Genomic DNA, 23,764 nt, shown 5'->3' on the forward strand with positions numbered 1-23,764 from the left:
CATGTTGGGAAAAACGGCAGGCGGTCTTTACTGGATGTTCCGGTTTCTGGAACGGGCGGAAAATACCGCACGATTGATCGAGGCGGGGTTTCGCATCGCGCTGACGCGATCGAACGACGCGGAATCGGAATGGAAATCCGTCATCATCACATCCGCCGCGCAACAGGCGTTCGAGGCGCGTCATGATAAATATTCCAGCGCGAATGTCGTCAATTTCCTGCTGCGCGATCCTGAACACCCCAGTTCGGTCCTGTCGGTCACCAAATCGGCGCGTGACAATGCACGGCTGGTGCGCACCGCCCTGACGACCGAGGTTTGGGCGGCGGTCAATGAAACATGGATGGTGCTGACCGAAACGCTCAAGCGGCCAATCCCCGAAACCGAACTGCCCGCAGTATTGGCCACGATCCGGCAACAATCGGCGCTGGTGCGCGGGGCGCTGGTCGGTACGATGCTGCGCAATGATATTTTTGATTTCTGCCGTTTGGGCACCTTTGTCGAACGGATCGACAGCACGGCGCGGATCATCGACGTGAAATATTATGCGCTGCTACCTGCGCCATCGTTCGTCGGCAGCCGGATGGATAACGTGCAATGGGAAACAATCCTGCGGTCTGTTTCGGCGCATCGGTCGTTTCGTTGGGCGGTCGAGGATGATTTCACCGCGCCCGCCATCGCCGATTTTTTGATCCTTGACGACCGGATGCCCCGATCTCTCAGCCATTGTGCGGCGCAGTTGGTGAACAATCTGGGCCATCTGGCCAAGGATTACGGCGAGGCCATGCCATCGCATGCTTTGGCCGACCGGATGAATGCACGGTTGAAAGACCGCGATATCGGGTCGATCTTTGACGAAGGGTTGCACGAATTTGTCGGATCAATCCTGCGCGAAAATGCGGCGATCGGCATGCAGATCGAAATTGATTACAGGTTCAACTACTGATGCAGCTGACGATCACCCACAAAACCAGCTATGCCTATGATATGCCAGTGGATTTCGCGCTGCAAAAGCTGCGCCTGCGACCCTTGTCGAACCCGATGCAGCAGGTCGATGACTGGCAGATCGACATCAGCGGCGGGCGGATCGAGGCCAGCTATCTGGACCATTACGGCAATCACACCGATCTGGTCAGCGTGACACCGGGGGCCACGGCGGTGGACATCACCGCGCGCGGGCAGGTCACGACCCATGACAAGGCGGGCGTTTTGGGCATGGTCTATGGCCGTGCGCCATTGTGGCATTTCGCGCAGCCCACGCCATTGACAGCATCCGGGGCAGGGGTGCGCGATTTCGCGCGGTCCTTGGGCAAGATGAAAGACCCGCTGACATCGCTGCACGATCTGTCCAATGCCATCCGCGATGCGCTGCCGTATCGCACTGGTGTCACGGGGGCCGATACCAGTGCCGAACAGGCGATCAAGATCGGTGCCGGTGTGTGTCAGGACCATGCGCAGATTTTCATCGCAGCATTGCGCACGCGCGGCGTGGCGGCGCGTTACGTCAGCGGCTATCTGATGATCAACGACATCACCGATCAGGATGCCGCCCATGCCTGGGCCGAGGCGCATGTAGACGGGCTGGGCTGGGTCGGTTTCGATATTTCCAACGGTGTCGCACCCGATGAAAAATATGTCCGTGTCGCCATTGGCCCGGATGCCAGCTGTGCTGCCCCTGTCAAGGGGATGCGCAAAGGCCCCTCCAGCGAGACGCTCATTGTATCTTTACAAGTTCAACAATAGTGCTGTGATTATATCCCGCTAAGGACACTTTCAGATGACTTATTGCATCGGAATGCAGCTCGACCATGGGCTTGTATTCATGTCTGACACCCGCACCAATGCAGGCGTCGATAATTTCTCGACCAGCAAAAAAATGTTCCACTGGCATGTGCCGGGCGAACGGATGATCACCATCATGACCGCAGGCAATCTGGCTACGACACAGGCCATGGTCAGCCTGCTGCGCGAACGGTCGATCACCACCCAGGACCGCGACCCCAGCATCCTGCGCGAAGCCACCATGTTCCAGATCGCCCGTCTGGTCGGGGCGACCTTGAAAGAGGTGATTGCCGAAAGCAGCCTGAGCGGGCAATCGGCCGAACAATTCGCAGCCTCTGCCATTGTCGGCGGCCAGATCAAGGGCGGCTTGCCCACGATTTTCCTGATCTATCCGCAAGGCAATTTCATCGAGATCACGCCCGATACCCCGTTTTTCCAGATTGGCGAGACGAAATACGGCAAGCCGATCCTCGTGCGCGCCTATGACCCGGCAATGAGTTTCGAGGATGCGGTCAAATTGCTGTTGGTGTCGTTTGATTCCACAGTCAAATCCAACCTGTCGGTCGGTTTGCCCTTTGATTTGCAAATCTATGAAAAGGACACATTCGCTCAAGGCCGGGTGATCCGCATCGATGAACATGATACGGTTTACCAAGCAATTTCAAGTGGTTGGGGTGATGCCTTGAAAGAGGCGTTCCAGCATCTGCCATCCTATAAGGTGTGAGCGCAGGGGGGGGCTTAAGCCCACCTTACAAATCCTTGACCAAGCGCAGCGCATCATAGATCGCGGCATGGATGTTGCGCGCACTGACCGCATCCCCGATGCGGAACAATTGGAACGCCCCGTCAGGATTGGTCGCCACCGCCTGTATGCGCCCCGCGATCAGCGCGTCCTGATCCACCGCGCCCAGATTGCGCGACAGGGGTTTGAGTGCGAAATACAGATCATCCAAAGGCATTGTCCCGTAATTCACCACGATCTGGTCATAGGTCTTTTGCTTGGTGAAATCGCTGTAATCGGTGCCGATCACCGCCCGCAGACGGTTGCCGTCGCGGGTGACATCCAGCAGGCGGCGGGTGACGGTAAAGGTCACATCCTTGTCCTGCAGCGCGCGCATATAGGGCACAAGGTTCATCCCCATGATGTCCGGCGCAAAGGTCCGGTCGGGTGTCATCACCTCGACGCTGGCACCTGCATTGGCCGCAACCTCTGCTGCCATCAATCCGGGGTGATCGCCGCTTTCGTCATAGATCAGCACATCCTGCCCCGGTTTCACATCGCCCGAGATGATATCCCAGGCGCTGACCACCAGCGGATTGTCATGTTTTTGTTCAAATAGCTGCGTATTGGGCAGACCGCCCGTCGCCACGATCACCACATCGGGGGCAAGGGCGGTGACATCCTCTGCCTCGGCCCAGCTGTTGAAATGAAAGGTCACGTCGCGCGCGGCGCATTGCGCCATGCGCCAGTCGATGATCCCGATCATCTCGCGCCGGCGCGGGTTCTGTGCGGTCAGCCGGATCTGGCCGCCGGGATCGGGTTGCGCCTCGAACACGGTAACGGCGTGCCCGCGTGCGGCGGCAACGCGCGCCGCCTCCAGCCCTGCCGGACCCGCGCCGATGATGACGACCTTGCGCGCCACAGGGGCAGGGGCGATGTCATGCGGCATCGTCAATTCGCGCCCCGTGGCGGCGTTATGAATGCACAGCGCCTCGCCCGCCTGATAGATCCGGTCAAGGCAATAGGTGGCCCCGACACAGGGGCGGATGTCATCCTCGCGCCCTTCCATGATCTTGCGCAGGATATGCGGATCGGCCATATGCGCCCGCGTCATCCCGACCATATCCAGCAACCCCGCCTGAATGGCATGACGTGCAGTCGCCACATCGGGGATGCGCGCGGCGTGAAAGGTCGGCAATCCTGTGGCCTGTTTCACGGCACCCGCGAAATCCAGATGTGGTGCGCTTTTCATGCCCTGCACGGGGATCACATCGGTCATCGCAGGGTCGGTATGAATGCGGCCTTTAATCACGTTGAGGAAATCGACCATCCCAGTTTCGGCAAGGCGTTTGGAGATGGTGATGCCTTCTTCGGGGGTGATGCCGCCTGCCGCCGCCTCGTCCGCCGTATAGCGTAGGCCGATGATGAAATCATCGCCCACTCGTTTGCGACAGGCCGTCAGCACATCGCGCAGCATTTGCATCCTTGTATCAAGGCTTTGCCCGCCATACGGCCCGTCCAGATCATTGGTCAGCGGCGACCAGAACTGATCAAGCAGATGGCCGTAGACCTGCAACTCGATCCCGTCCATGCCGCCTGCCTGCATCCGTTCGGCAGCATCGGCGAAATCGGTGATGATCCGCGCGATATCCCAATCTTCGGCCAGTTTCGGAAAGGCCCTGTGCGCCGGTTCGCGGTGCCGCGAGGAAGAGACAGAGGGCAGCCAATCGCCCTTGGCCCAACCCGTGCGCCGCCCCAGATGCGTCAGCTGGATCATCACCGCGCAACCATGGTCATGGCAGGCATCGGTCAGGTTCTTGATCCACGGCACGACCTCGTCCTTATAGGCAAGGATGTTGTTGAACACCGGCGGGCTGTCGCGCGAAACGGCGGCTGACCCGGCGGTCATGGTCAGCGCCACCCCCGCCTTGGCCCGTTCGGCGTGATAGGCGGCATACCGTGCCTTGGGCATCCCGTCTTCGGGATAGGCGGGTTCATGGCTGGTGGTCATGATCCGGTTGCGCAAGGTCAGATGCTTGAGCTGGTAGGGCTGCAACAGGGGATCGGTGGACATGAGCTGGCTCCGGGCTGGTTGGTTCCATACTGCCCCAAGCCGCGCGGATGTATAGCGGGTTTGCGGCAGCACAGAGGGTGGCACCGACAGCGCGCCCGATAGACCGACCCCAGACCTTTCGGGCTGATGTGCATGCCCTGCAGCAGTCGATCATGTGTATATTGTTAATTGGCGGAGAGACAGGGAATAGAGAATCTCTCCGAAAGCACCATTAAAATAAAGGATTTTAGTGGGGCGTATACTCCCATTCAACGGCTCCATACCCTCCAATTTCAGGCAAAAAGGACGCTGCAGGTGTGAGCCGCAACGTCGATATTGGTGATAATGTGATGGGCCTAAGTGCACCAGCCGCAAGTTTCCCAGCTCGCCACTGGTGTCCATCCTCCCTTCGGCGAAGGTGTGAGCGTCAGCTTTGCGCAGGAAGCGGAGTTTGCAAAGTGCGGGCTGGTTTCCCAACAGCGGCCTTTCGTGTAGCGTGCAGCGAAAGCTTGGTAAGCGCTCCTTTTGAAAAGGCTGCGTTAAACTCGAACGGCAGCGATGTAAAAGTAGACTTGGTAGTATACCGCCGCCAGAGTAACATGAAGTAAGTCTCAAATAAAAACTCCGATCGTGTGTGATGTTACCCTCACAAACGTGATCCGAAAAAGAGGTCTCCACCATTGAAGTTATTTATTGTGGGAAATGGTTTTGATCTGAATTTTGGGCTGCCAACGAAGCTGGCCGATTTTGGAGAATATTTGCAATCAAATGATCAAGACGTTTTCTACACGCTAAGAGACCTGCATGGACTGAGCGCCGAAAATGGGGACGCAAGCGACCTCAGGCAATGGAACCATTTGGAAACAAGGATGGCAAATTTTGATAAAAAATTCATAATCGATGAGGCCAAGTATAGCTTTGATCGGCAAGAGGATTACCCACCGCCCAGCGATGATTTTTGGGCATATGCGCCGGATCATTTCGAGGACATGGTAAATCCGATAATCCACGAGTTACCTCGGCTTGTTCGAGAGTGGGCATGTAACATAGACATTTCTGACACGTCAGGCAAAAGTATAGAGGCATATGAAAAATTTGGCCGACGGCACCAAGCTGCGGCGTTTCTAACGTTCAATTATACAAGGGTTTTAGAGGATATTTGTCAGTCAAAGCACATCCACCACGTTCATGGCGAAGCCGATGCTGGTGATGTCGTTGTTGGCCACAGCACTGAGTTTGTTCGACATGTTGTTAAGCCCGGAGACATAGATGAGGTTAGCGATCTTTATCCCGGATTTGAAACCTATAACAACCACTTCAGAAAGCGTCAGGACGAGCTATTCAAGGGGGTTTCTGATTTCGCTTCCAGACTTGAGCTTGATCGCCGTGTTGACGAGGTAATTGTGTGCGGCCACTCCATAGGCGAGGCCGACCGAGAATATTTCCTAAGGGTCGCTAACCTTATTCCCGCTGCTACTTGGACATTCACTCCGCACGATGGAAGCGGAGGTCAGGATCATGAAAATATTGTACGCTTAACTTCCAATCCAAATTTTCTTTCGAGCGATTATCGCCTAAGAAGCCTTACAGGCGTCATAGGCGAGTAATTTTTTAAACTTCCACTTGAGCTAGTGCTTTGCAAGATTTCCATCTTGAAGTAGACATTGCGGAGCTTACCATCAACGGCAGCTTCGTCCCGATCTTACCAGTTCGTGACCCGTGCAACGAAGGTCAGCTATCACATATTGACGCCCGGAACCTTGGGTCCGCTTCGGGCTGACAGCCGTCAGACGACTTTTGCACTGCCGTTCTCAGTTGTGAGGCCATTCGGCACTTGCGTGCGCTATCATCATGAAAGCTTACTGACCTGTTGTGAGGACGATATCCCTCGAAAAAACCCAACCAAGAAATCAATCACAAATGCAAACGGAAGCCAAAGCATCCAAGCAAGGAAAACTAGCAGCCTCACGCCGAAGGCTGCCAGGAAAACCGCTGCCATCATGCTCATGTAGACGAGCTGGATCTGGGCAGCTTTCTTTCCTCTCAGCTGGACGCCTGCAATTTTAAACGATGAATACTTGGGCTTGATGAAGTTGAATGTACCAGCACTGTTTTTCACAGATGCACTCACACCGGTCTTCGACAGGTTGAACCCTAAAGGGCCTGCATTCCAGCGCCCAATCAAACGAAACTTGCCGTTATGAAGGGCAACACGTGTGCGTTGCGCAACACGAGATGACAGACGAATGCCTTCAGAAGTGTTCGCCGTTGCATTAATTGGGCCCAGCTTCTTTTCAGCACGCAAGTCAACGCCACTACTCCTCGAAGCACGGGTATACTTGCCCCGATGCTCTATGCGGACTTGTTTGCCGTCACTATCTTTGCATCCTAGGCCTAACATGTGCTCTTTTCCAGTTTAGTTTCTGATTTTAACAAAAATTGTCAAGGCGACCCATATTGAGTAATTTCATTACATTCATCCCATTTCCCTTCTATAATTAAATTAAGAAATTCCAAAAACGTCTCTAGCTCTTCAGGCTTCGCTTTTTCATGCCTATAAATTGTGTATTTATTTTTGTCAATTTTTAGGTTAAGTCCTGAAAACATATTTTTTAATATGTTTCGAAGCGATTTTTTAACGGCATGTTTATTCTTTACTGATATTTGGTTAGATGCTCCAGAAAATGACGCAGTTATAAGAACGTAAAGGGGGAGATTATTTTTGTGACACCACTGGATGCTTGAATATAGAAAATATTTCAAAAAGTCTTCATGATCTTTAATCTCACGAATGGGTCGCGCAAGAGTATATTCTATTTTATGTTTCTTGTCGGATATAAACTTTCTAAAAGTTATCTCGTCCGCTTCGGATGATATTGGGCCGGTTTTTATTTTGACGGTTATGTTATTTGATGCGGTAGCAGGGCTTGGGTTGTCCGCCCAAGGTTCAATGGTATTTTGCCACTGTCGGAGGTTTATAAGCGTCGAACCTCCTAAATAAGAATTAGTGGACATAATATTTCCCTCGTTCGTCTAAAACCGCCCTTTATTCCACTCATACTCTTCAGCACGGGAGAGAGGCTGGGATGACCCTTCCTTGCGCACGAAGAATTCGTCTTTGCCCTCATGGGTCACATAAACAGGCTTGCTCGCTCGTGTGACCTGCACGTGGCAGAGCTGCTTGTCGTCATAAAGGGGCCAATCAAGCCTCCAGAGCTTCATCACATCCTTACCGAGGTATGAATCCAAGATGTTGCCAAGGTGAAGCTGCAAGCCATCACGGTCGGCTTTCTTCAGCGTTCCGTAGTCAAGATCGAGCCCAACGGCATTGCCGTGATCATCCACGCCGATGAATAAGCTGCCCCCTTCGGAATTCATGAAGGCGGCCACCGTCTTGGCAATCACATGTTCGAGCTTCTTGTTCACTTCTCCCGTGCGCATGTCGTAGCGCAAGGTGGACTTGAACTCGACCAGCTGACCTTCACCTTGCAGGATCATCTCATGGACAGGATCAATCTTTGTGGATGCCTCTGAGGGCTCAATCCGCTTCAGGATCTCGGCATGGAGAGCTTCCGAGCGCTTCTTGAGGAAAGCGGTGAAGTCGTTCTGGATGATGGAGGCATCATCGAGGTCGATGAGATGGCTCTTCAGGGCATGTTTCAGCTCAGAATTCTCGTCTGCGAAATCTTCGAGATATACAGAGGGTGCTTTGGCCCCGATGCGCTTCTTGTTCAGCTCGGCGCTCACCAGCGTGATGTTCACGATAGAGTTGGCGTAGGGCGTCTCAGCATCGCTTCCGTTCTTGCGGACATAGGCCCTTGGGAAGAAGTGATGGTAGTTCTTGCTGCTGGCTATTTTCAGGTAGGAGTTATCCAGGAGCACCTTGCCATTGCTGTCGAAGTCTTTCGGCTCGTGATAGGCGAGGATGCAGAGGATCGATTTGCAGATGGCGTTGCCGGTCGAGAAATCTGTTGTTCTCAGATCCTCCGGTGAGTTGATGTAGAGCTTGAACTCTTGATAGGGTGGTCGTTGTCCCTCGATGATGAGGTCCACCTTCTTGATGTCTGCCGCCAGCTTTGACTCTGTGGCCGATGAGTAGCGCAGAGACAGGCTCGACCGCCAGAACAGCTCTTCCAGATACTTGCGCTGCTGCCCGCTGGGAGACTTACCTGTTTTCAGGAAGAAGTATGCAAAGGGCACGATCAGCGTGTCATATGGCAGAAGCTGGGACACGGGGATGCGCAAAACGGTGCGGAAGTAGTCAATTGTTTTCTCGATGGCGGAAATAGCGTCATCCCATTTTTCTAGGATATCAGCCTTCTCCAGCCCCAGGATGGTCTTGCGCTTGCACTCCTTGGTTTCACTGATGATGAGGCTCAGGATCTGCAAGATAACGGATGGCGAGATGTTCTCGTACTTACTGTCATTCAGCTTTTTCTGGAACTGTTCCCAACGAGCCTGCATGTCGAAGTTGTTGGCCTCGTCATAGGTCTTGGCCGACATGATCTCGAAGAGCGTCAGAACCTTGCCACCCGTGTTGATGCGGGTGAAAACCTCGATGGCGGATTCAATGTCGTTCTGACGAAGGGTAACCGTGGAGAAGGCATAGGTCTTGAAGGCACTGGAGTAGTTATTGATTTTACTTATATTCCCACCGCTGAAACCCTGTTCCTTAAGTTTTTCGCCCATATCCCAGTTGAAGTTCAGAACGTCATGCAGTGGAATATAAATCTCTGCTTCGTCTCTGACCGTGACGATATCTTTTTCTTTTTCCTCAAGGTTTTCCTCAAGATTTACGACTATATCGTTATAGTCTGTGAACTTCTTTTCGCCAGATTTTCTAATTTTCTCGCCTAAATAGGCCGCAAAAAGCGAGGTGATACGCTGCTGCCCATCGAGGACATATTGGACATTGCGTCCAAGTGGAGTTTCTGGGAGGTCAAATCCACCGATATTCTTGATATCGTTGATGCGCTGATCGGTTTCCCAAAGGATAAATGTCCCGATAGGATAGCCCTTCAGGATTGAGTCAAGAAGCTTGGCAGTCGCTTTCAAATCCCAAACAAAATCCCGTTGAAACTTCGGAACCTTAATAATCCCCTTTTTAACATCAGCGATAAGGTCGTCATAGGTTTTGGAATCTGGTTTGGGCTGATTATTCATGGTCTATCCGGTTGATTACTAGTTATTATCGGATGCGTTAGTCATTTCGATGACTTGGACACGGATATCTTCATCCCTGAGGGCGAAGGTCACGATGTCGTCCACCTGCGCCCCTTCCAGAGCCTCTCCGAGCGGGCTGTCCGTTCCTACGGACTTGTATCCGTTCACCTCAAACTTCCGGTCATTGGTGGTCTTCTGGAACCAGAACTTGGCAACGACACCTGCTCTGGGTCCGTTCAGGTAGCGGATGGAGAGTTTCGTTCCTATCCGAATACCATCAGCTTCAGTCTGGGGTGCTGGTGCTGCACGCCGGACTTCTGTCCTAGTTGGAGCGGTTATAGTAGCCGTTGCTGTAGGAGCGGAACCATTTGGCGCAGTACCAATGACTGGTCTGCGTTCAGGCTGACGAGGTGGTAGTTCAATCCGTCTCGGCTCAACTGGCTTGGGTTGAACGATTTTCGGCATATTTTTGACCACAGTTTCCAAGCGATCATCGAGATAGCCTCTGAGGACTTCTCGGCACCCCAAGGGGTCACGGAACCAATCCGTGGACCAGATCCGATAGAGTTCCCATCCCAGACGGTTCAGGACTTCCTCCCTCAAGCGATCACGGTCACGGGCACTCTTCGAGCTGTGATAGGCGGCCCCATCACATTCAATACCGCAGATATATCCCAGCGGATATTTCGGGTGTTTGACACCGATATCGATGAAATAGGAGGACACGCCAACCTGTGGGACAGCCTCATATCCAAGCGACCTGACCGCCTCGATGACGTGATCCTCGAAGGGACTATCGGTATGGCCGGCACGGTCATGGTTGTGGGCGACTTCACCAAGCCGCTTTGTTGCTGAGAACTCAAGCCACCGCCGCAGCAGGGTAGCTCCCTCGTTGGATGGGGTCGGATTGAACTCTCCGAGCGGTATCGAGGAAAAGGTAACAATCTGTTCCTTCGCACGTGTGAAGAGAACGTTCAGACGGCGCTTGCCTGCAGGCCCGTTGATAGGACCAAAGCGCTGGTAGAACTTGCCCAAGGGGTCTCGCCCGTAAACGGTACCCACGAAGATGACATCACGTTCATCGCCCTGCACGTTTTCGAGGTTCTTGACAAAAAATCGCTCAAGCCCCTGGCGGGCAGTTGCCCAATGATCGAGATATTTTGAGACAGTCTTGTTGGAATCCGCTTCTCTCAAGACCAGAGCTTCGAGCTGTTCCATCTGACTTTGGTTCATGACCGCTACACCCAAGGAGCGGTTTGGCGTGTCCTTCATGAACTGAACGATGGCGTCCAACATCACTTGTGCTTCCGCAGGGTTCACACCCCGCTGGAACGTTCCGTTCACTTCCACAAGGCTGATACCCATGCCGTGCACTGTGGGAGTGGGAGAAGGGAATATTACCAGCTGTCTGTCATATACATAGTGGTTTGAGAAGGCGATCAGGTCTTCATGCTTGGAGCGATAGTGCCAGCGCAAACGGTGCTTCGGATGAAACTGCACGTTTGCCAGCTCAAGGATGGACTCCTCCGTTGTGGTCACATCCTCATCTTCATCCTCATCGACCGACAGTCCCTTGAAGAAACTGGTCGGCGGCAGCTGGTTCGTATCCCCTGCGATGAAAGCGTTCTTGGCACGCATCAGCGCACTGATAGAATTCTCCGGTGTCATCTGTGAGGCTTCATCGATGATAACCAGATCGAAATCTGTGTTCTTGGGAAGATGCTGAGCCACGGCAGAAGGCACCATCATCCAGCAAGGGAAGAGCTCCATCAGGGCGTTTTGCGCACGCTTCAGGATCTTCCGAGGAGGTGTTCTGCGTTGTTTCTGAAGTTCATGGGCCAGCAGGGCGAGTTCGGTATATTCTGACTTCTTCCCGTAAGCGTTGCCGTAGGGCGGCTTTGCCCGTGCGATGGCGTTATTGGCGATCTCATACCGTGAGATTTCGATGATCTTGCGGTCAAGACTTTGAATGCGAGAGCGGGCGGCACTGAGGGATGTGCCGTCGAACTGCATCAGGACCGAACCGAACTCATGCTGAATCTGGTCTTGCAGGGATGCAGCCAAGGCGCCTTTCGCAACACCCTTGTAGTCTTCAGAAACCCCAGCCTCTTCCATCTTTTCGACGAGATTTTCGAGACCTGCCTTTTCGGCTTCGGCAAACACAGAACGTCTGGCGATCAGGTTGTTCAAACCTGTCTGGTCAGCTCTGTGTTGCTCAAGAACCTCTAGGCTCTTCCTTAAGCCGATGGATTGGGCAACGACATGTTTGCCCTTTACATGCATGAGCGAATGAAAGCTTTGCTGGATCTTCTCAAAGCTTGGAAGCAGTTTCGCCAGAGTATCGAAGGCAAGTTCGCCTTCTTCATTAAAGAGAACACTTACCACAGATTCCGATAGCTCAGCATAATCCAGATGGGCTTCAAGTATTTTCTTGGCGACCCCATTATCTTCGAATTCCGGGTCCAGCTCTGCGATAAGCTCGGCTCGTTTATCCAGAAGTTTCTCGATAGTCTCGCTGTTTGATATGAGAACCATCAGTTTGATAGGGGATACGTTCCCAAGGCTGACGAAGACACTTTCCGCTTCGGTCAGTGCATTCAGAGAATTCTGGATTTTCGTGATCTGCGCATTAGTGGATAAAGCGTCGGTTGAGATATCGCTCCAGGAGAGGCTGGTTGCCTCAAGCTCCCTGATCAGACCGATCAGGTCTTCAAGGTTTTCCAACGTGAGAAGCTGGAGGGCAGAGAAGAGGGTTGCACCCGATCTGCTATTGATGACCTCCAACTCATCCAGGATAGAGAGCAGTCCCGAAAGGTTATCCGAGAGAGATGGGGCAGCAATGTTGACATGGTTTGAGAGTTCGAGACTTGTCCAGTCTTTGATAAAACTCTGTGCCTCATCGAGTTTACTCAAGATGGCTGGTTTTGTCTTTGCAGTGACCAGTATCCGACCTGCTTCCTGCATGGCGGATTTATAGGTGCTGGACATGAAGTAGAATATGCCAGCATTTTGAATAGCGGTCTGCCAGCCCGTCAACTCACGAGAGGAGGGCAACTCATCCACGGAAAAGATTTGGGTGCGGTTCCGCAAGAGTTGCTTTGTTTTACGAAGCTCATTTCTTGCGCCCTCGATACCCATCTCCCGAAGGTGAGATTTCGCAGTCTGAAGATCTTCACGATATTTCAGGAGGGGCTCATAGGCCAAAATCTGTTGGATGGTTATCCCAGGGGATATCTGGTCGATAATCTCCGCCTTGAAGGACTGTAGTTTCTGTAAGCGTGATTTACGCTCTGAAAGATCGTCCTTAGTGGCGATTATGGTTCCTGCATTGATTTTCTGGATTTTGAACTCTGAAACAAAATCCTTGAGCAGAACGAACTTGGATTTGTTCTTGCCGACAATGGGCAGTTTCTCGGCTGTGAGACCAAGCTGGGACTGCAAGTCTGTCAGCTTGTTGTTGGTCTCCACAAGGTCATACAGAACACGTCCTGCTTCATCCTTACCCATATCCGTGGAAAGGTCATGCGCTCTGATGAGATCTTCGTCCTCAGCCAGACATTCAATCTGGTTTTTGATAGTGTTAAGCGGATTGTTGAGGAAGTCCTCGAAGAGCTTCTTCGAAAGGGTGTCCAGTTTTGATAGGGCTGTCTGGATCTCGATACTGGCCCGCCCGGTATCAACCATGGCTTTGTTGACGAGATCTGTATCGAGGGTCTCCGCAGGGGCATCTGCCCATGGGCTGGAGTTGGATATCCTGCTCTTTTCAAGACGGGCGCACCAATCTGCCACCTGTGATGCCATCGCATCGATGTTAGAGGGTCCAAAGTCCTTCACAAGTCTGTCCGGGTAGATCCGGATACTTTGCAGTTCAAGGGGGAGTTTCCTGATGACTTCACTATTGGCAACAGCAACACCAAGCACCTGGTGGACGGTCATGCCCGTTCCTGTGACCGGCCGTGTCAGGATGTCGATATAGTCTGACAATGTGTCCCGGTGGTTTTCGTACTGGCTCTTGAGATTATCTAGGTCTCTGGACGAAGATGACGACTGCATCGCCAGCCGCTCTTCAACGGCCTCGTAGAATTCATCAGTGCTGCTGTGCCCACCCATGAGTGGCAGCACAAACTGATGAAGTCCAAGGGATTGTAAGCGAGAGAGAACGACCTCAAGTGCCGTAACTTTCTGCGCAACGAAGAGCACCTTTTTTCCGGAATAGATCGCATTTGCGATGGCGTTCACAATCGTCTGACTTTTTCCGGAACCAGGAGGGCCTTCGAGCGCCACGTTTTCGTTATTGGCGACCTTCAGTAGCGAGATGAACTGAGAAGAGTCTGCATCCAGAACGATATGGGGAACGAGACTTTGCCCCACCTGTGACTCCACGTCTTCCTCAGAGAAGCCTGATGTTCCGGTGCCGGGTTCTTGCCCCTTACCGACCATAAGCTCTGATACGATGGGGAACTCGGAGAAGTCCGCACGTTGCGTGTCGAGGTCGTGGTAGAGTTCAATCCCTTGGAAGGGGTAGATCCCGAAGGATGCCTCTCTCTGAACAACCCATTGCATGTTCTTGGGCTTGAGGTCTGCGATGGCTTCGAAAAGCTCTTCGACATTAATGTGGTCTGTGTCCACGAGTGCCTTCACCCGTGCCAGATCAAGTTTGGCCTCAACGGTGAGCTTATGATCCAGAGATGGGTTCAGCAGGGGGTCAGAGAGCTTGGTGACGGAATAAATTTCCCCTTCAGAGGACTTCTGCTTGGTCAGGGTGACGGGCAGCAGCAAGATAGGGGATTTGAATTCATCAAGCTTTTCAGCGTTGGGGAGCGTCCACTTTAGATACCCCAAAACGATATAGACAACATCCAAGCCTCGCTCTTCCTGATACATCCGAGCTTTGCTGAGTATGCGAGAAAGCCGGGACTGGAAAGTTTTTGGCAAGAGCAGTGTTTGTAGCTCGTTGTCATCGAACCGGCCATCACCGGATGCTGCAGAGGGCAGGGGAAGCGTGCTGGAGGGATTAATCCCATGTGATTCTGCATGGTTGATGAGATCAGAGAACTGTTCGGATTTCGGACGGGGAGGCATTTCCAACGCCTCACGCACCCTGTCCTTCAGGGCTCTGTCTGCATCTTCTTGCTTGTCGAGAGCCTTCTCGTCATATTCAAAATCAATCTTCTCGATGACCTTCAGATAGGCTTCATCAGTTGACTGTGCATTGAAGAATGCGTTCTTGAACTCTGTCGTGTCCTCATCAGGCGGATCAATGTCCACGGGAGGAAGCGGTGCCAGAACCATTTTCCGTTCGTTTACGACGACGTGATCGAAAATGCTCTGAGGCTTTTCATCAACAATTCGGAGAAATGATGCTGACTTGGCATTCAGCACATTATTGATGAGAGGGTTCCTGCGGGACGTATCCTGCAGTTTCCGCCGCATAGCCTCAATGCGTTCATTGATCAGGTTCGAAAACTGGTTCACTCAAAACTCCTTACGCTTAGAGTGTTGGCAGGCGTGTACGCCGTTAATTGAGGGCGCATATATATTTTGAACCATCGGTCTAATATTATTCATAAGTATTCACTTGGCTGCTGATTAATGACTTCTCGATAGACTCTATTTCACTGAGTGCAGTGCGGAACGCAGAACGATCATAGCGAATATGCTCTATTGCATCCCGAATGCTGTCCAGAGCTATCACCTTGCGACGTATTTTACCCTTAACTCCACTTCTTGGGGTTTCATACTTATGCACTCTCAGAAAGGTGCCTGCGTCATTGGTGTAAGTCAGGTCGATATTGCCATGAACGAGATCATTACGAAAATCTTTGGTGCGTTTTAGGTTTTCAAACCATTCATCGACATCAATTTTACCTGATGCGTCATGCAGTTTCGACAGTTCGGTGATATTTTTGAAGAAATGGCATGCGATATCCAGACGCTCTGCCGCATTCATTGGAGGACGGCTAGACCTCTTTTCCCCATGCTTGTAATGAAAACTTTCCATGATTTCAGGATGGGTACGTGAGGCCATCCAGACGAATTCATCCATGGCATATTCAGTGCGCCCCATATCAAGGAAGAATTGCCCGACAATTTCATGAACTTCTCGTGTGATTTGTTCAGACATTCACTCACCCCTCAAACAAATGCATGCGATGCCAAGCCAGACGTTTTCTGACTTCATCGTTCATGCGGGTTAGGTGCATGTGGGAACTAATCCCGGATGAAATCTGGTCACCTTCGCTCAGCTTTCCAGAAATCAGAATTCTGCCGTCATCCTCAAAGGTGATGAGCCCCGCATCGAAGGCTGCATCCAGTGTAGCAACCAGCAGCAGCCCGTTATGGACATTCAGGCGCTCCTCATCACTCTCACAGGTGGCCCATGGAATGATGTGGCTGGCACGCAGAAGAGTTGGGTTCTGGACGCCCGTCACTGCACAAGATTTTTCCCAGTAGGTCATCAAAGCGGAGCGAAACACATTTTGCCCAATCCGCTCTTTGCGCAGCCGCTCAACTTCGGTGGTTGAGGGTGCTTCTCGCATCAACCGCTCGAACTCAGCCAAGGGTTCATTGGGCAGAGAGCGTGCCAAGGCCCAAATGCGTCCGATAATCCTGAACAGTTCACCAGAACTAGGGGCTATGAAGCAATCAAAGCCGCCGTGGTTCTGGGGTGCTATCTCAAGCTCTTCAGCCAGTTCACTGCCAACGCCAGGGTGAGATGTACCCACCATGAACACACCATCATCGCTTCCTGACAACACCAGCCTTGTCGGGACCGCATGGGCCTGAAACACAAGCCAGCCATCGCTTTCACCAAGCGAAATCGAGAACCCCTGATCGAGGGCAGACTTCTCCAGACGGTTACGAAGGCTGAGATCCATCATCAGTGTCCTGTCAGCTTATCGAATGCTTCCAGAACAAGGCGTTGGGTGCGGTATTCACCAAACTGGTTGATTTCCTTGTTCTTCAGGCCACGGAAGGTCTCTGACGGATAATCGACGCCTTTGATGTCATGAGGGTCAAGCACATAGCGCAGCTCATCTCGTGTCAGGCCATATTTCTTGGCGAAGAATGCATCCAGCTCTGCACGTAATTGTGCCCGCCTGTCAGGGTCAAAGGCAAAGGGTGCGCCAGTATAGCCAAGGTCTTCAGCCCACGGGCGCATGGAGTGGCTGGTATAGGTGAGTTCAAGTATGCGAGGATCAATAAAATCAAAATCAAAAACATCAAAGTCATAAGGTTGAACGAAAGCAAACTGTTTGACGTATGTATACGTCATGGATGTACCACCCAGTTTTTGCCGAGTAATAAAATCAAAAGTTAAACACGAGAAGCCTGCCAGTAATACTTTCGTCCTCTGAACACCTTCTGGAAGAAAAATTAATGGTAATTTATGCCCGACGGCTGATAGCGGTAGAATGCTTGAGATCATCGTGCGCTCGTTAGTAGAGTTTGAAATGTCACGAAAACCCATCAGCCAACGTGGCTTTTTTCGATCAATCAAATCCCCGGCCAGTTCCAACCAGCGCCCGCCATAATCCTTGATGAATGCTAGATCATCGTGGTCGAGCGGCGTATATCTCTGCATGTCCATTCCACGAGGAGCAGATGCGCTCAACCAGTTTTGTAGGCTTCTACCAATAACATTTGAGGAGGTGGCCTGTGAGCCAAGAGTATTTGAAAGATGCTCCTGGATATCTCGTAGGGACGACACAGGGTTCAGCGGATACAGGCCAGGTGTTGATCCAAGAACCCATTCAGCGAGGATTTTGAGGCAACCTTCAGCGTCGTCTTTTTTGAAGGCTGTCTTCAGCCGTGTCGGCACACGAGATGCCCGCATATCGACTTCATCTTCAGGCACCCAGTAGCGTGGCGTGGGCTCAAAATTGGGGTCCTGCTTTTCCTCAAGGGTTACGTCTCGAACGCCTTGTTCCTCGTCTTCACCTTCATAGGTCGCCCAACGATGATCGTAATGATGGATCATCTTAGCTTCATAAAGAGGCACATAAAGCCGACTGTCTGGGTGCTCCCAGTCTGTGCCTTTGCGTGAGAAGCCTATCTTCTCCAGCTCTTCGACATTTTTGAACTGATCAGAAGCAGTGGTCATGTTAAACAGACCCTGCTGAAAACTGATCCCCCAAGGGTTTATGTCGCCTTCAGGATTATCAGAACGCTCTTCTATCAGAACTGGAGCCTTGGAATAAAGCTTTGCTGTTAGTTCGGCATCAGCACGTGAACGAAACACTGGTGCCGTTTTCGTATTCGGGTTGATGGCTGCGATTTGGTCAGGGGACAGCGTGAAGCGGCGCTCTTTCTCCTCATACATCGTGGTATTTTGAAGGAAGAATGCAAAATCAGCCTTATCGGAGGGGCCAATAGCAAGGATGGAGAACTTCATTCGGCTATCGACGGCAGGGAAAAGTTTTTCTCTGTTTTCGAAGTCAATGATTGCTCGAAGGCGTTTTGTAGACACCAAGTCCCCAAAGAAGCCGCTGTTCGAGCTGTCAGTTGCTATACCCGTTGGCACAATCATGCCTGCACGGCCTGCGGGTGCTTCACGCACGCCGCCTGTATCCGCAATGGCTTGCAATAACGAGCTTTGTGGAGACTTTTCCAGCGGGGTTCCCCGCCTAGCCAGCTTTGAAAAATGCTCTGCAAAGAGTGAATACGTGTTCAGTTTGCCAACAGCCGTTTTCTCAAATCGTTTTGAGGCACGGATGAAAGTGTTGTTCGCTTCAAAACCCCGTTTGGACATTTGGAACTCATTCCACAGCGCCGGGTTTTCAGCTTCAAGCCTTGTTATTGCTCTTTTGCGCTTGTCCCCAGGAAGTGCGGCAATTGCTGCGTCTTTTGCGGCAAAAAACTCAGTTTCGTTCAGCTGCGAGACTTCCCAAGGCGGGTTCCCCAAAACAGCATCAAACCCACCCCGTGCCATGACAGCGGGGAAGGCCAGAGGCCAGTGAAGGGCACTATTGGCCTCGGAGATGGTCGTTGCATTCTCTTGCAAGATGTCCGAGCGGATCTTCCCGCTGACGGCTTCCCACATGGCCCCCGTTGTTGGCACTGGCATATCGACCAAGGTGCGTGCTGTTGGGGCCTCACCCACTTTCGGGGTGAAGAACGCTGCCACATACATATCACATGCAAGCTTGAGGCGTTGCCACTGGTCAGAGGCTTCATAGCGGGCAAAGGCCCGTGCCTTGCTCTTGACCTCTTGTAGGGTTTCTTCTGGCATGGCCGCAATTCGCCGTGCGCCATCCACAATCTCTGCAGGTGCTGCAAGCGAGCGGATGAAACCTGACGCAGCCTTTCCGTCTCGTTCATCCTTATTCAGGCGCTCAAAGGCTTTTGCCACGGCTTTGTCGTCACCTGACATGACCGAGTAGGCATCATCAGGGATGCCGGCCTTTAGCATTTCATAGTCAAAGATCCCGATCAGGCTGTCCCCACATTTGATGCGGGCATCAAGGAACGAGAGAGGTTTGCCGGGTTCGAGAGCTTCAATCCACAAGGCCACCTTACACAGCTCAACCGCCATCGGGTTGCGGTCAGACCCGAAGATACAGCTACTGACCACTTCTCTCAGGGCATGCTGGAAGACTTCTTTGCTGATGGCCCCAGGCATGCGGTGTTGGGCAATACGGGCAGCAGCACGCCGAGCAGCACCCAGCAGGAAGTGGCCGGAACCACATGCAGGGTCGATGATTGATAGTTTGAGCAGCTCTGCGGCCGGATCGTTTGGATTCCGGCTTTCAGCGGCATCCAGAACCGGATCAAGCGTGGTATCGAGGAGAAGTTTAACCAATGAATCGGGCGTATAGTAGGAACCGGACACTTTGCGGGCGTTGCCTTTGGTCGCATCCCCTTCTGCAAAAGTGAAATCCCGTGCCTCAAGGTTCAGCTCTGGTGTGAGTTCCAGCAGGCTTTCATAGACCGAACCAAGTTCTTCGGTCTGCATATCCCGCCAGTTCACCTTGGTCATCGGCTGACCTTCAGGGCGGAACCATGCGATGTGCCAGATCGCTTTCAAAAAGCGCTTATTCTCAACCTTGCAGGCCGTCAGGTTCGAAAGCTTTTCAGGCTCGAACAATCCCCCCAAGGCGACAAGTCCCAAGGCACTCTGGCCGTCTGCCAATGCATTGAAGAGGGATTTCATACCCTCCCAGGCATCGATGTTCTTGTCCAATGAGCCGTTGCGGACACAGCGTTCACGCAAGCGGTGCAGGGAATAGCCCCCAATATATGCCTTGCGAGCATTATCGGGTGTGTTGGGTGCATGAAGAAGGTCTCTGTCTTCAGCCGCAAAGAGGAAGATGAGGCGGTAGACCAAGCGGAGCAGTTCTTCATAAAACGCTTGGCGCTTTAGCTCGCCGGTCTGAAACTTCTCCCTGAGATTGGTGTTGTTAGGATGCTGGATAAATCCTCGGCCCAACTCGATCAGTGCGGCTTCCACACCAAGTCGCAGATTGTCCTTGGCTGCTGCACCATCAAGACGGCTGCGTTCTTTCCACCGCTCAAGCGGGCAGTCGGATGGGCTGGTGCCATCGCCGCCAAAACGGGATGCATGCAACAAAAGCCAAAGCGCAGAAAAATCCGGAAACAGGCCCTCCGAGAAGATTTTCTCAAGGTTGATCTCAATCCAAGCCGGACGTGTCAGGCTGGCATTATCACGCAAGATTCGCAGGATGCTTCCGTCACATGTGATGCCCCAGAGTGCATCCTCATCTGCGTTCAGATACTCCTGCAGAAGTTGGGTTGCAGATCGCTTGCGGGTGTCGTCCCCGAACTGTGAGAGTGCTTCATCGATCCCGGGTTTGCGGCTCTCAGCAGGTGAGGAAGGTGCAATGATTAGCGGGATACGTCCGTTTTCGGCGGAAAAGTTAATCGGAAACTGGCGCTCTGAAATGACCTTACCAGAGGACTTGGAAAGCGTCTTGAAGCCAAAACACTCACTCAGCAGGCTCTGGACGAAGCCAATAGGCGCACTGGCGTTGGATCCTCGTGAGACTTCGAAGCTTTCCCAATGGGCATGGGCGATTTGGTAATATCGGGCAATCTCGTCCCTGAGCTTGAGACCTTTGGGGACACCATAGCTTTCATCCGATTGCTCGCTGGCATCACCGGCTGCGATTTGTGCAATCACTTCACTTGGGAGCAGACCACCCACTACCTCGATGGCGGCGAAATCCAGACGTGCGGAACGGCGGGATTGCTTACGTCTTTTTGTCATTCTTGCCATAATATTACCCTCACAGCCCCGGCATCAGCACGTAGAACCCGATGATATCAACGGGTGTGATAGCGGTGACCTTCACCTGTCCTTTTGAACCCAAAGCCTGACGGACCCTGATGTGATCACGGGCCAGTATTTCAGAACGATCACGGGCAAATTGTGACAAGGCAGGCTGAAGACTATCGAGGCTGTTTATTGCTCGCTCAATCTGGGAGCGTCTGCTGGCCTCATCGAGATTTTCTCCATCTCGGTCGAGCAGGGCAAAAGCTTCGACGTTCCACAAAAGGGGCTGCTTGGAGCTGGCGCTGAAGGCAATCGCTGAGGATTCCTCTGCCATGGCAAACTTGGGCCCCAGCTTCCCTCTGGAGTCGATACGGTGGCGCACACGCAACAAGGCAAGCCATGTCACCTCTTCAACAGCGTCTGTTTCCCATGCACCCAAGCGGGGCAAAGTGGACAAGGCGTTTTCATCGGCAAACTCATCCAGTGCCTGTTCAAGAAAGGTCTCAGCCAGCACCGATGGAAGAGCGTGCGCACGATGGACGGAAATGGTGCCTATGGGGGGTCTTGCAGAAAAGCCAACTTTGAGCGGCTTGATATCTGCATCTTCAATCAGGCTTTCAGAGATGAAGCGTTCTTTTATGTGGTCAGGAACCAGATGAAGGGAGGCTTTATAGGCCCCTGATTTTAGCTGCTCCAAAGGTTGCCCAAGACGCTTCATTGCCTGGAAAACAAAACGTTCCGTATCCTCATAGCCACCAAGTGCTGTTTGCGTGGCCTCCCACTCAACCGCAACCTCTTCGGGTTTGAGAGAGTTTTGGGCAAAGATTGTGCGGGTTTTCTTCTCCTGCTCGGATGCATTCACCCAAGCCATCTCAATCTGACGTGCTTCTTCAGAGGTACTGAAATCGAGGTCCAGCGTCATCTGGGCATGACCCCTTGCTCTGAGCATGACCGCAGACAGAAGGGCCTTGGTAAGGCTTCCCTGATCGTCTGGCATGGGAACACGCACACCAGTTTGTTTGGCGATAGCTTCCGCTTTGCGGATGATGACTTCGAGCACAGCCCCATCAACTGGGTTATTTTCGCCATACATCAAAATGGAGCGCACCACGGGGGCTTTTTGACCAAAACGGTCAATACGGCCTTCCCGCTGTTGGTGACGGGTCGGGTTCCAAGACAAGTCGTAATGGATGACCGCATCAAACCAGCCTTGAAGGTTTATACCTTCTGACAGGCAGTCTGTAGCCACCAGAATGCGGTTTTCATGGCCACCCAGTTCCTCAACACGGATTTCACGCTCTTCAGAGGGAATGGATCCTGTGATGACTTCAACCGTGTGCTTGGTGGCAAACTTTTGAAGAGCAGCCCCGATCTGTTCTGCAGTGGCGATGTAACGACAGAAGATGACGGGCGCATGCCCCTTGGCCAGCAGATCCTTAAGGGCAGAAATGAGAGCTTTAAACTTTGGGTCTTTTTCGACCTCTCCTGACAATCTGTCAGCAGTCTCGATCAATGATTTCAGGCTGGCATCCTCGATACCTATACCTGGTTCGAGATCGTTTTCGGAGAGTTCCTCATCATCCAGAGTTTGTGCGGTCAGTTCACTCTCGGAGACGGATGTTGGATCCAGTTGCGCTCTGGTTTTCAGCGCACGGGCAGCGGCAGCGGGGCTGGACCCCACACAACGCATCAAAGCAAGCGTTCCCCAAAATGCGAGACGCTTTCTTGTCTCGCCTTCCACGGATTCAATCACTTCAGCGCAATAATCGAGGATTCTGCCATAGAACTCTTCATATTCGCCCGTCAGCCGGTATTTCAGCTCAGAGCTTTCATGTTGTGGAAAGAGACCAGGTTCTTTCCAAGCATCGATGTCACGACGACGACGCTGGATGAAATGTGACGCCAACCGTTCCCGAAGCTGGCGTTGTTTGTCACCTGATGCATCCTGCAGAGCTGCAAAATCCCTGTCCAGCAGGCCAAGCAGATTGTGGAAAGCTGTCTCGTCACCTGAGTGGGGTGTAGCGGTCAGCAACAGAAGGTTGCGTTCGGGATCATCTGCCAGCGAGCGCACCAGCTCATAACGTCTCTGGCGTCCACGACCGGCACTGACGGCAGAGTGGGCTTCATCGACCACCACCATGTTTGGGCAAGCACGTTTGAAATCAAAAAACCGCCGTTCGCTTTTGATGAAATCCATCGAAACAACGGTGAAGGGGTAGGCTTCAAAAATGGATACTGTGTTGGGAAGATTGCGTTCAAGACGGGCAGCTTCTGATGCGGTCACGGGTGTGGCAGGGATAGAGAACTTGCTTTCAAGCTCTCCTGTCCACTGTTCCACAAGATGAGGTGGGCAAAGGACGGTGAAGCGGTCAATCTCGCCACGATCCAGCATTTCCCGCAAGATGAGGCCAGCTTCGATGGTCTTACCGATACCCACGTCATCAGCGATCAGTAGACGGATGACATCTTGTCTGAGGGCCATCATCAAGGGTGCCAGCTGGTACGCCCTTGGCTCGAAATTAATGCGACCAGCGGCACGGAAAGGGCCAGCCCCTCTGCGTAGTGACAGACGCAGTGCATCCCGCAAAAGCTGTGCTGCATCCCGTCCACCGATCTTTTCAAAAGCGGTTGGCGGCTCAAAACTGGCATAAGAAACGGGTTCCGCTTCCAGTTCCGGAATAATGGTTTCCAGGTCGGATTCAGACCCAGAAAGTGGTCGCAATGTCAGGGCGTTGGATGCGTCCACGACAACCCATTCACGGCCTCTTGCACGCACCAGCTCACCAGGAGAAAACTGTTCTGAAATACCCATGTT

13 protein-coding genes are annotated in these 23,764 nt (G+C 52.5%); 4 read left to right on the plus strand and 9 right to left on the minus strand.

Going from position 1 to position 23,764, the window contains the following annotated elements:
- The first annotated feature begins 1 nt into the window (after position 1).
- Genes SKA53_RS04130 through SKA53_RS04140 form a run of 3 tightly spaced genes read left to right on the plus strand, consistent with a single transcriptional unit; the run spans position 2 to position 2,503 of the window.
- Complete coding sequence (locus tag SKA53_RS04130; RefSeq protein ID WP_007204801.1) at positions 2 to 943, plus strand: alpha-E domain-containing protein; 942 nt, start codon at positions 2 to 4, stop codon at positions 941 to 943.
- Positions 943 to 1,740, plus strand: a complete 798-nt coding sequence (locus SKA53_RS04135) for a transglutaminase family protein (protein WP_007204802.1) — start codon at positions 943 to 945, stop codon at positions 1,738 to 1,740. The genes SKA53_RS04130 and SKA53_RS04135 overlap by 1 nt, the downstream gene beginning before the upstream one ends.
- A 34-nt stretch (positions 1,741 to 1,774) precedes the next feature.
- Complete coding sequence (locus tag SKA53_RS04140) at positions 1,775 to 2,503, plus strand: peptidase (RefSeq protein ID WP_040482783.1); 729 nt, start codon at positions 1,775 to 1,777, stop codon at positions 2,501 to 2,503.
- Positions 2,504 to 2,528: 25 nt separating this feature from the next.
- Here the strand turns inward: SKA53_RS04140 and SKA53_RS04145 are convergent, their stop codons facing one another.
- The gene (locus SKA53_RS04145) at positions 2,529 to 4,574 is read right to left on the minus strand and encodes an NADH:flavin oxidoreductase (protein WP_007204804.1); all 2,046 of its coding nucleotides are present in this window, start codon (positions 4,572 to 4,574) and stop codon (positions 2,529 to 2,531) included.
- Between the two features lie 659 nt (positions 4,575 to 5,233).
- Here SKA53_RS04145 and SKA53_RS04150 point away from each other — a divergent pair.
- Positions 5,234 to 6,160, plus strand: a complete 927-nt coding sequence (locus SKA53_RS04150; protein ID WP_007204805.1) for an AbiH family protein — start codon at positions 5,234 to 5,236, stop codon at positions 6,158 to 6,160.
- 242 nt (positions 6,161 to 6,402) lie between these two features.
- On the opposite strand, the gene SKA53_RS04155 is transcribed toward SKA53_RS04150, so the two are convergent.
- The 8 genes from SKA53_RS04155 to SKA53_RS04185 form a co-directional block, all read right to left on the minus strand.
- The gene (locus SKA53_RS04155) at positions 6,403 to 6,858 is read right to left on the minus strand and encodes a hypothetical protein (RefSeq protein WP_242601242.1); all 456 of its coding nucleotides are present in this window, start codon (positions 6,856 to 6,858) and stop codon (positions 6,403 to 6,405) included.
- Positions 6,859 to 6,995: 137 nt separating this feature from the next.
- Complete coding sequence (locus SKA53_RS15390; protein WP_131494569.1) at positions 6,996 to 7,568, minus strand: hypothetical protein; 573 nt, start codon at positions 7,566 to 7,568, stop codon at positions 6,996 to 6,998.
- An 18-nt stretch (positions 7,569 to 7,586) separates the two neighbouring features.
- Positions 7,587 to 9,716, minus strand: a complete 2,130-nt coding sequence (locus SKA53_RS04160) for a GmrSD restriction endonuclease domain-containing protein (RefSeq protein WP_007204807.1) — start codon at positions 9,714 to 9,716, stop codon at positions 7,587 to 7,589.
- Positions 9,717 to 9,734: 18 nt separating this feature from the next.
- Positions 9,735 to 15,191 carry a DUF4011 domain-containing protein gene (locus SKA53_RS04165; RefSeq protein WP_040482784.1) on the minus strand — a complete coding sequence of 1,819 codons (5,457 nt, stop codon included), beginning with the start codon at positions 15,189 to 15,191 and terminating at the stop codon, positions 9,735 to 9,737.
- Between the two features lie 85 nt (positions 15,192 to 15,276).
- Positions 15,277 to 15,840, minus strand: a complete 564-nt coding sequence (locus SKA53_RS04170; RefSeq protein WP_007204809.1) for a hypothetical protein — start codon at positions 15,838 to 15,840, stop codon at positions 15,277 to 15,279.
- A gap of 4 nt (positions 15,841 to 15,844) precedes the next feature.
- Positions 15,845 to 16,597: an HNH endonuclease gene (locus SKA53_RS04175; RefSeq protein ID WP_007204810.1), complete on the minus strand. Its 753-nt coding sequence runs from the start codon at positions 16,595 to 16,597 to the stop codon at positions 15,845 to 15,847.
- Complete coding sequence (locus SKA53_RS04180; RefSeq protein WP_081440115.1) at positions 16,597 to 20,952, minus strand: Eco57I restriction-modification methylase domain-containing protein; 4,356 nt, start codon at positions 20,950 to 20,952, stop codon at positions 16,597 to 16,599. The genes SKA53_RS04175 and SKA53_RS04180 overlap by 1 nt, the downstream gene beginning before the upstream one ends.
- A 10-nt stretch (positions 20,953 to 20,962) precedes the next feature.
- Positions 20,963 to 23,761 carry a DEAD/DEAH box helicase gene (locus SKA53_RS04185; RefSeq protein WP_050752658.1) on the minus strand — a complete coding sequence of 933 codons (2,799 nt, stop codon included), beginning with the start codon at positions 23,759 to 23,761 and terminating at the stop codon, positions 20,963 to 20,965.
- Between the last annotated feature and the right edge of the window lie 3 nt (positions 23,762 to 23,764).

This window comes from Yoonia vestfoldensis SKA53 (assembly GCF_000152785.1).
Taxonomy (GTDB): domain Bacteria; phylum Pseudomonadota; class Alphaproteobacteria; order Rhodobacterales; family Rhodobacteraceae; genus Yoonia; species Yoonia vestfoldensis_A.

What these genes read in the sequence shown, in the direction of transcription:
- SKA53_RS04130 (WP_007204801.1), top strand. Translation starts at nt 2, where the DNA reads ATGTTGGGAAAAACGGCAGGCGGTCTTTACTGGATGTTCCGGTTTCTG.
- SKA53_RS04135 (WP_007204802.1), top strand. Translation starts at nt 943, where the DNA reads ATGCAGCTGACGATCACCCACAAAACCAGCTATGCCTATGATATGCCA.
- SKA53_RS04140 (WP_040482783.1), top strand. Translation starts at nt 1,775, where the DNA reads ATGACTTATTGCATCGGAATGCAGCTCGACCATGGGCTTGTATTCATG.
- SKA53_RS04145 (WP_007204804.1), bottom strand. Translation starts at nt 4,574, where the DNA reads ATGTCCACCGATCCCCTGTTGCAGCCCTACCAGCTCAAGCATCTGACC.
- SKA53_RS15390 (WP_131494569.1), bottom strand. Translation starts at nt 7,568, where the DNA reads ATGTCCACTAATTCTTATTTAGGAGGTTCGACGCTTATAAACCTCCGA.
- SKA53_RS04160 (WP_007204807.1), bottom strand. Translation starts at nt 9,716, where the DNA reads ATGAATAATCAGCCCAAACCAGATTCCAAAACCTATGACGACCTTATC.
- SKA53_RS04170 (WP_007204809.1), bottom strand. Translation starts at nt 15,840, where the DNA reads ATGTCTGAACAAATCACACGAGAAGTTCATGAAATTGTCGGGCAATTC.
- SKA53_RS04175 (WP_007204810.1), bottom strand. Translation starts at nt 16,597, where the DNA reads ATGATGGATCTCAGCCTTCGTAACCGTCTGGAGAAGTCTGCCCTCGAT.
- SKA53_RS04180 (WP_081440115.1), bottom strand. Translation starts at nt 20,952, where the DNA reads ATGGCAAGAATGACAAAAAGACGTAAGCAATCCCGCCGTTCCGCACGT.
- SKA53_RS04185 (WP_050752658.1), bottom strand. Translation starts at nt 23,761, where the DNA reads ATGGGTATTTCAGAACAGTTTTCTCCTGGTGAGCTGGTGCGTGCAAGA.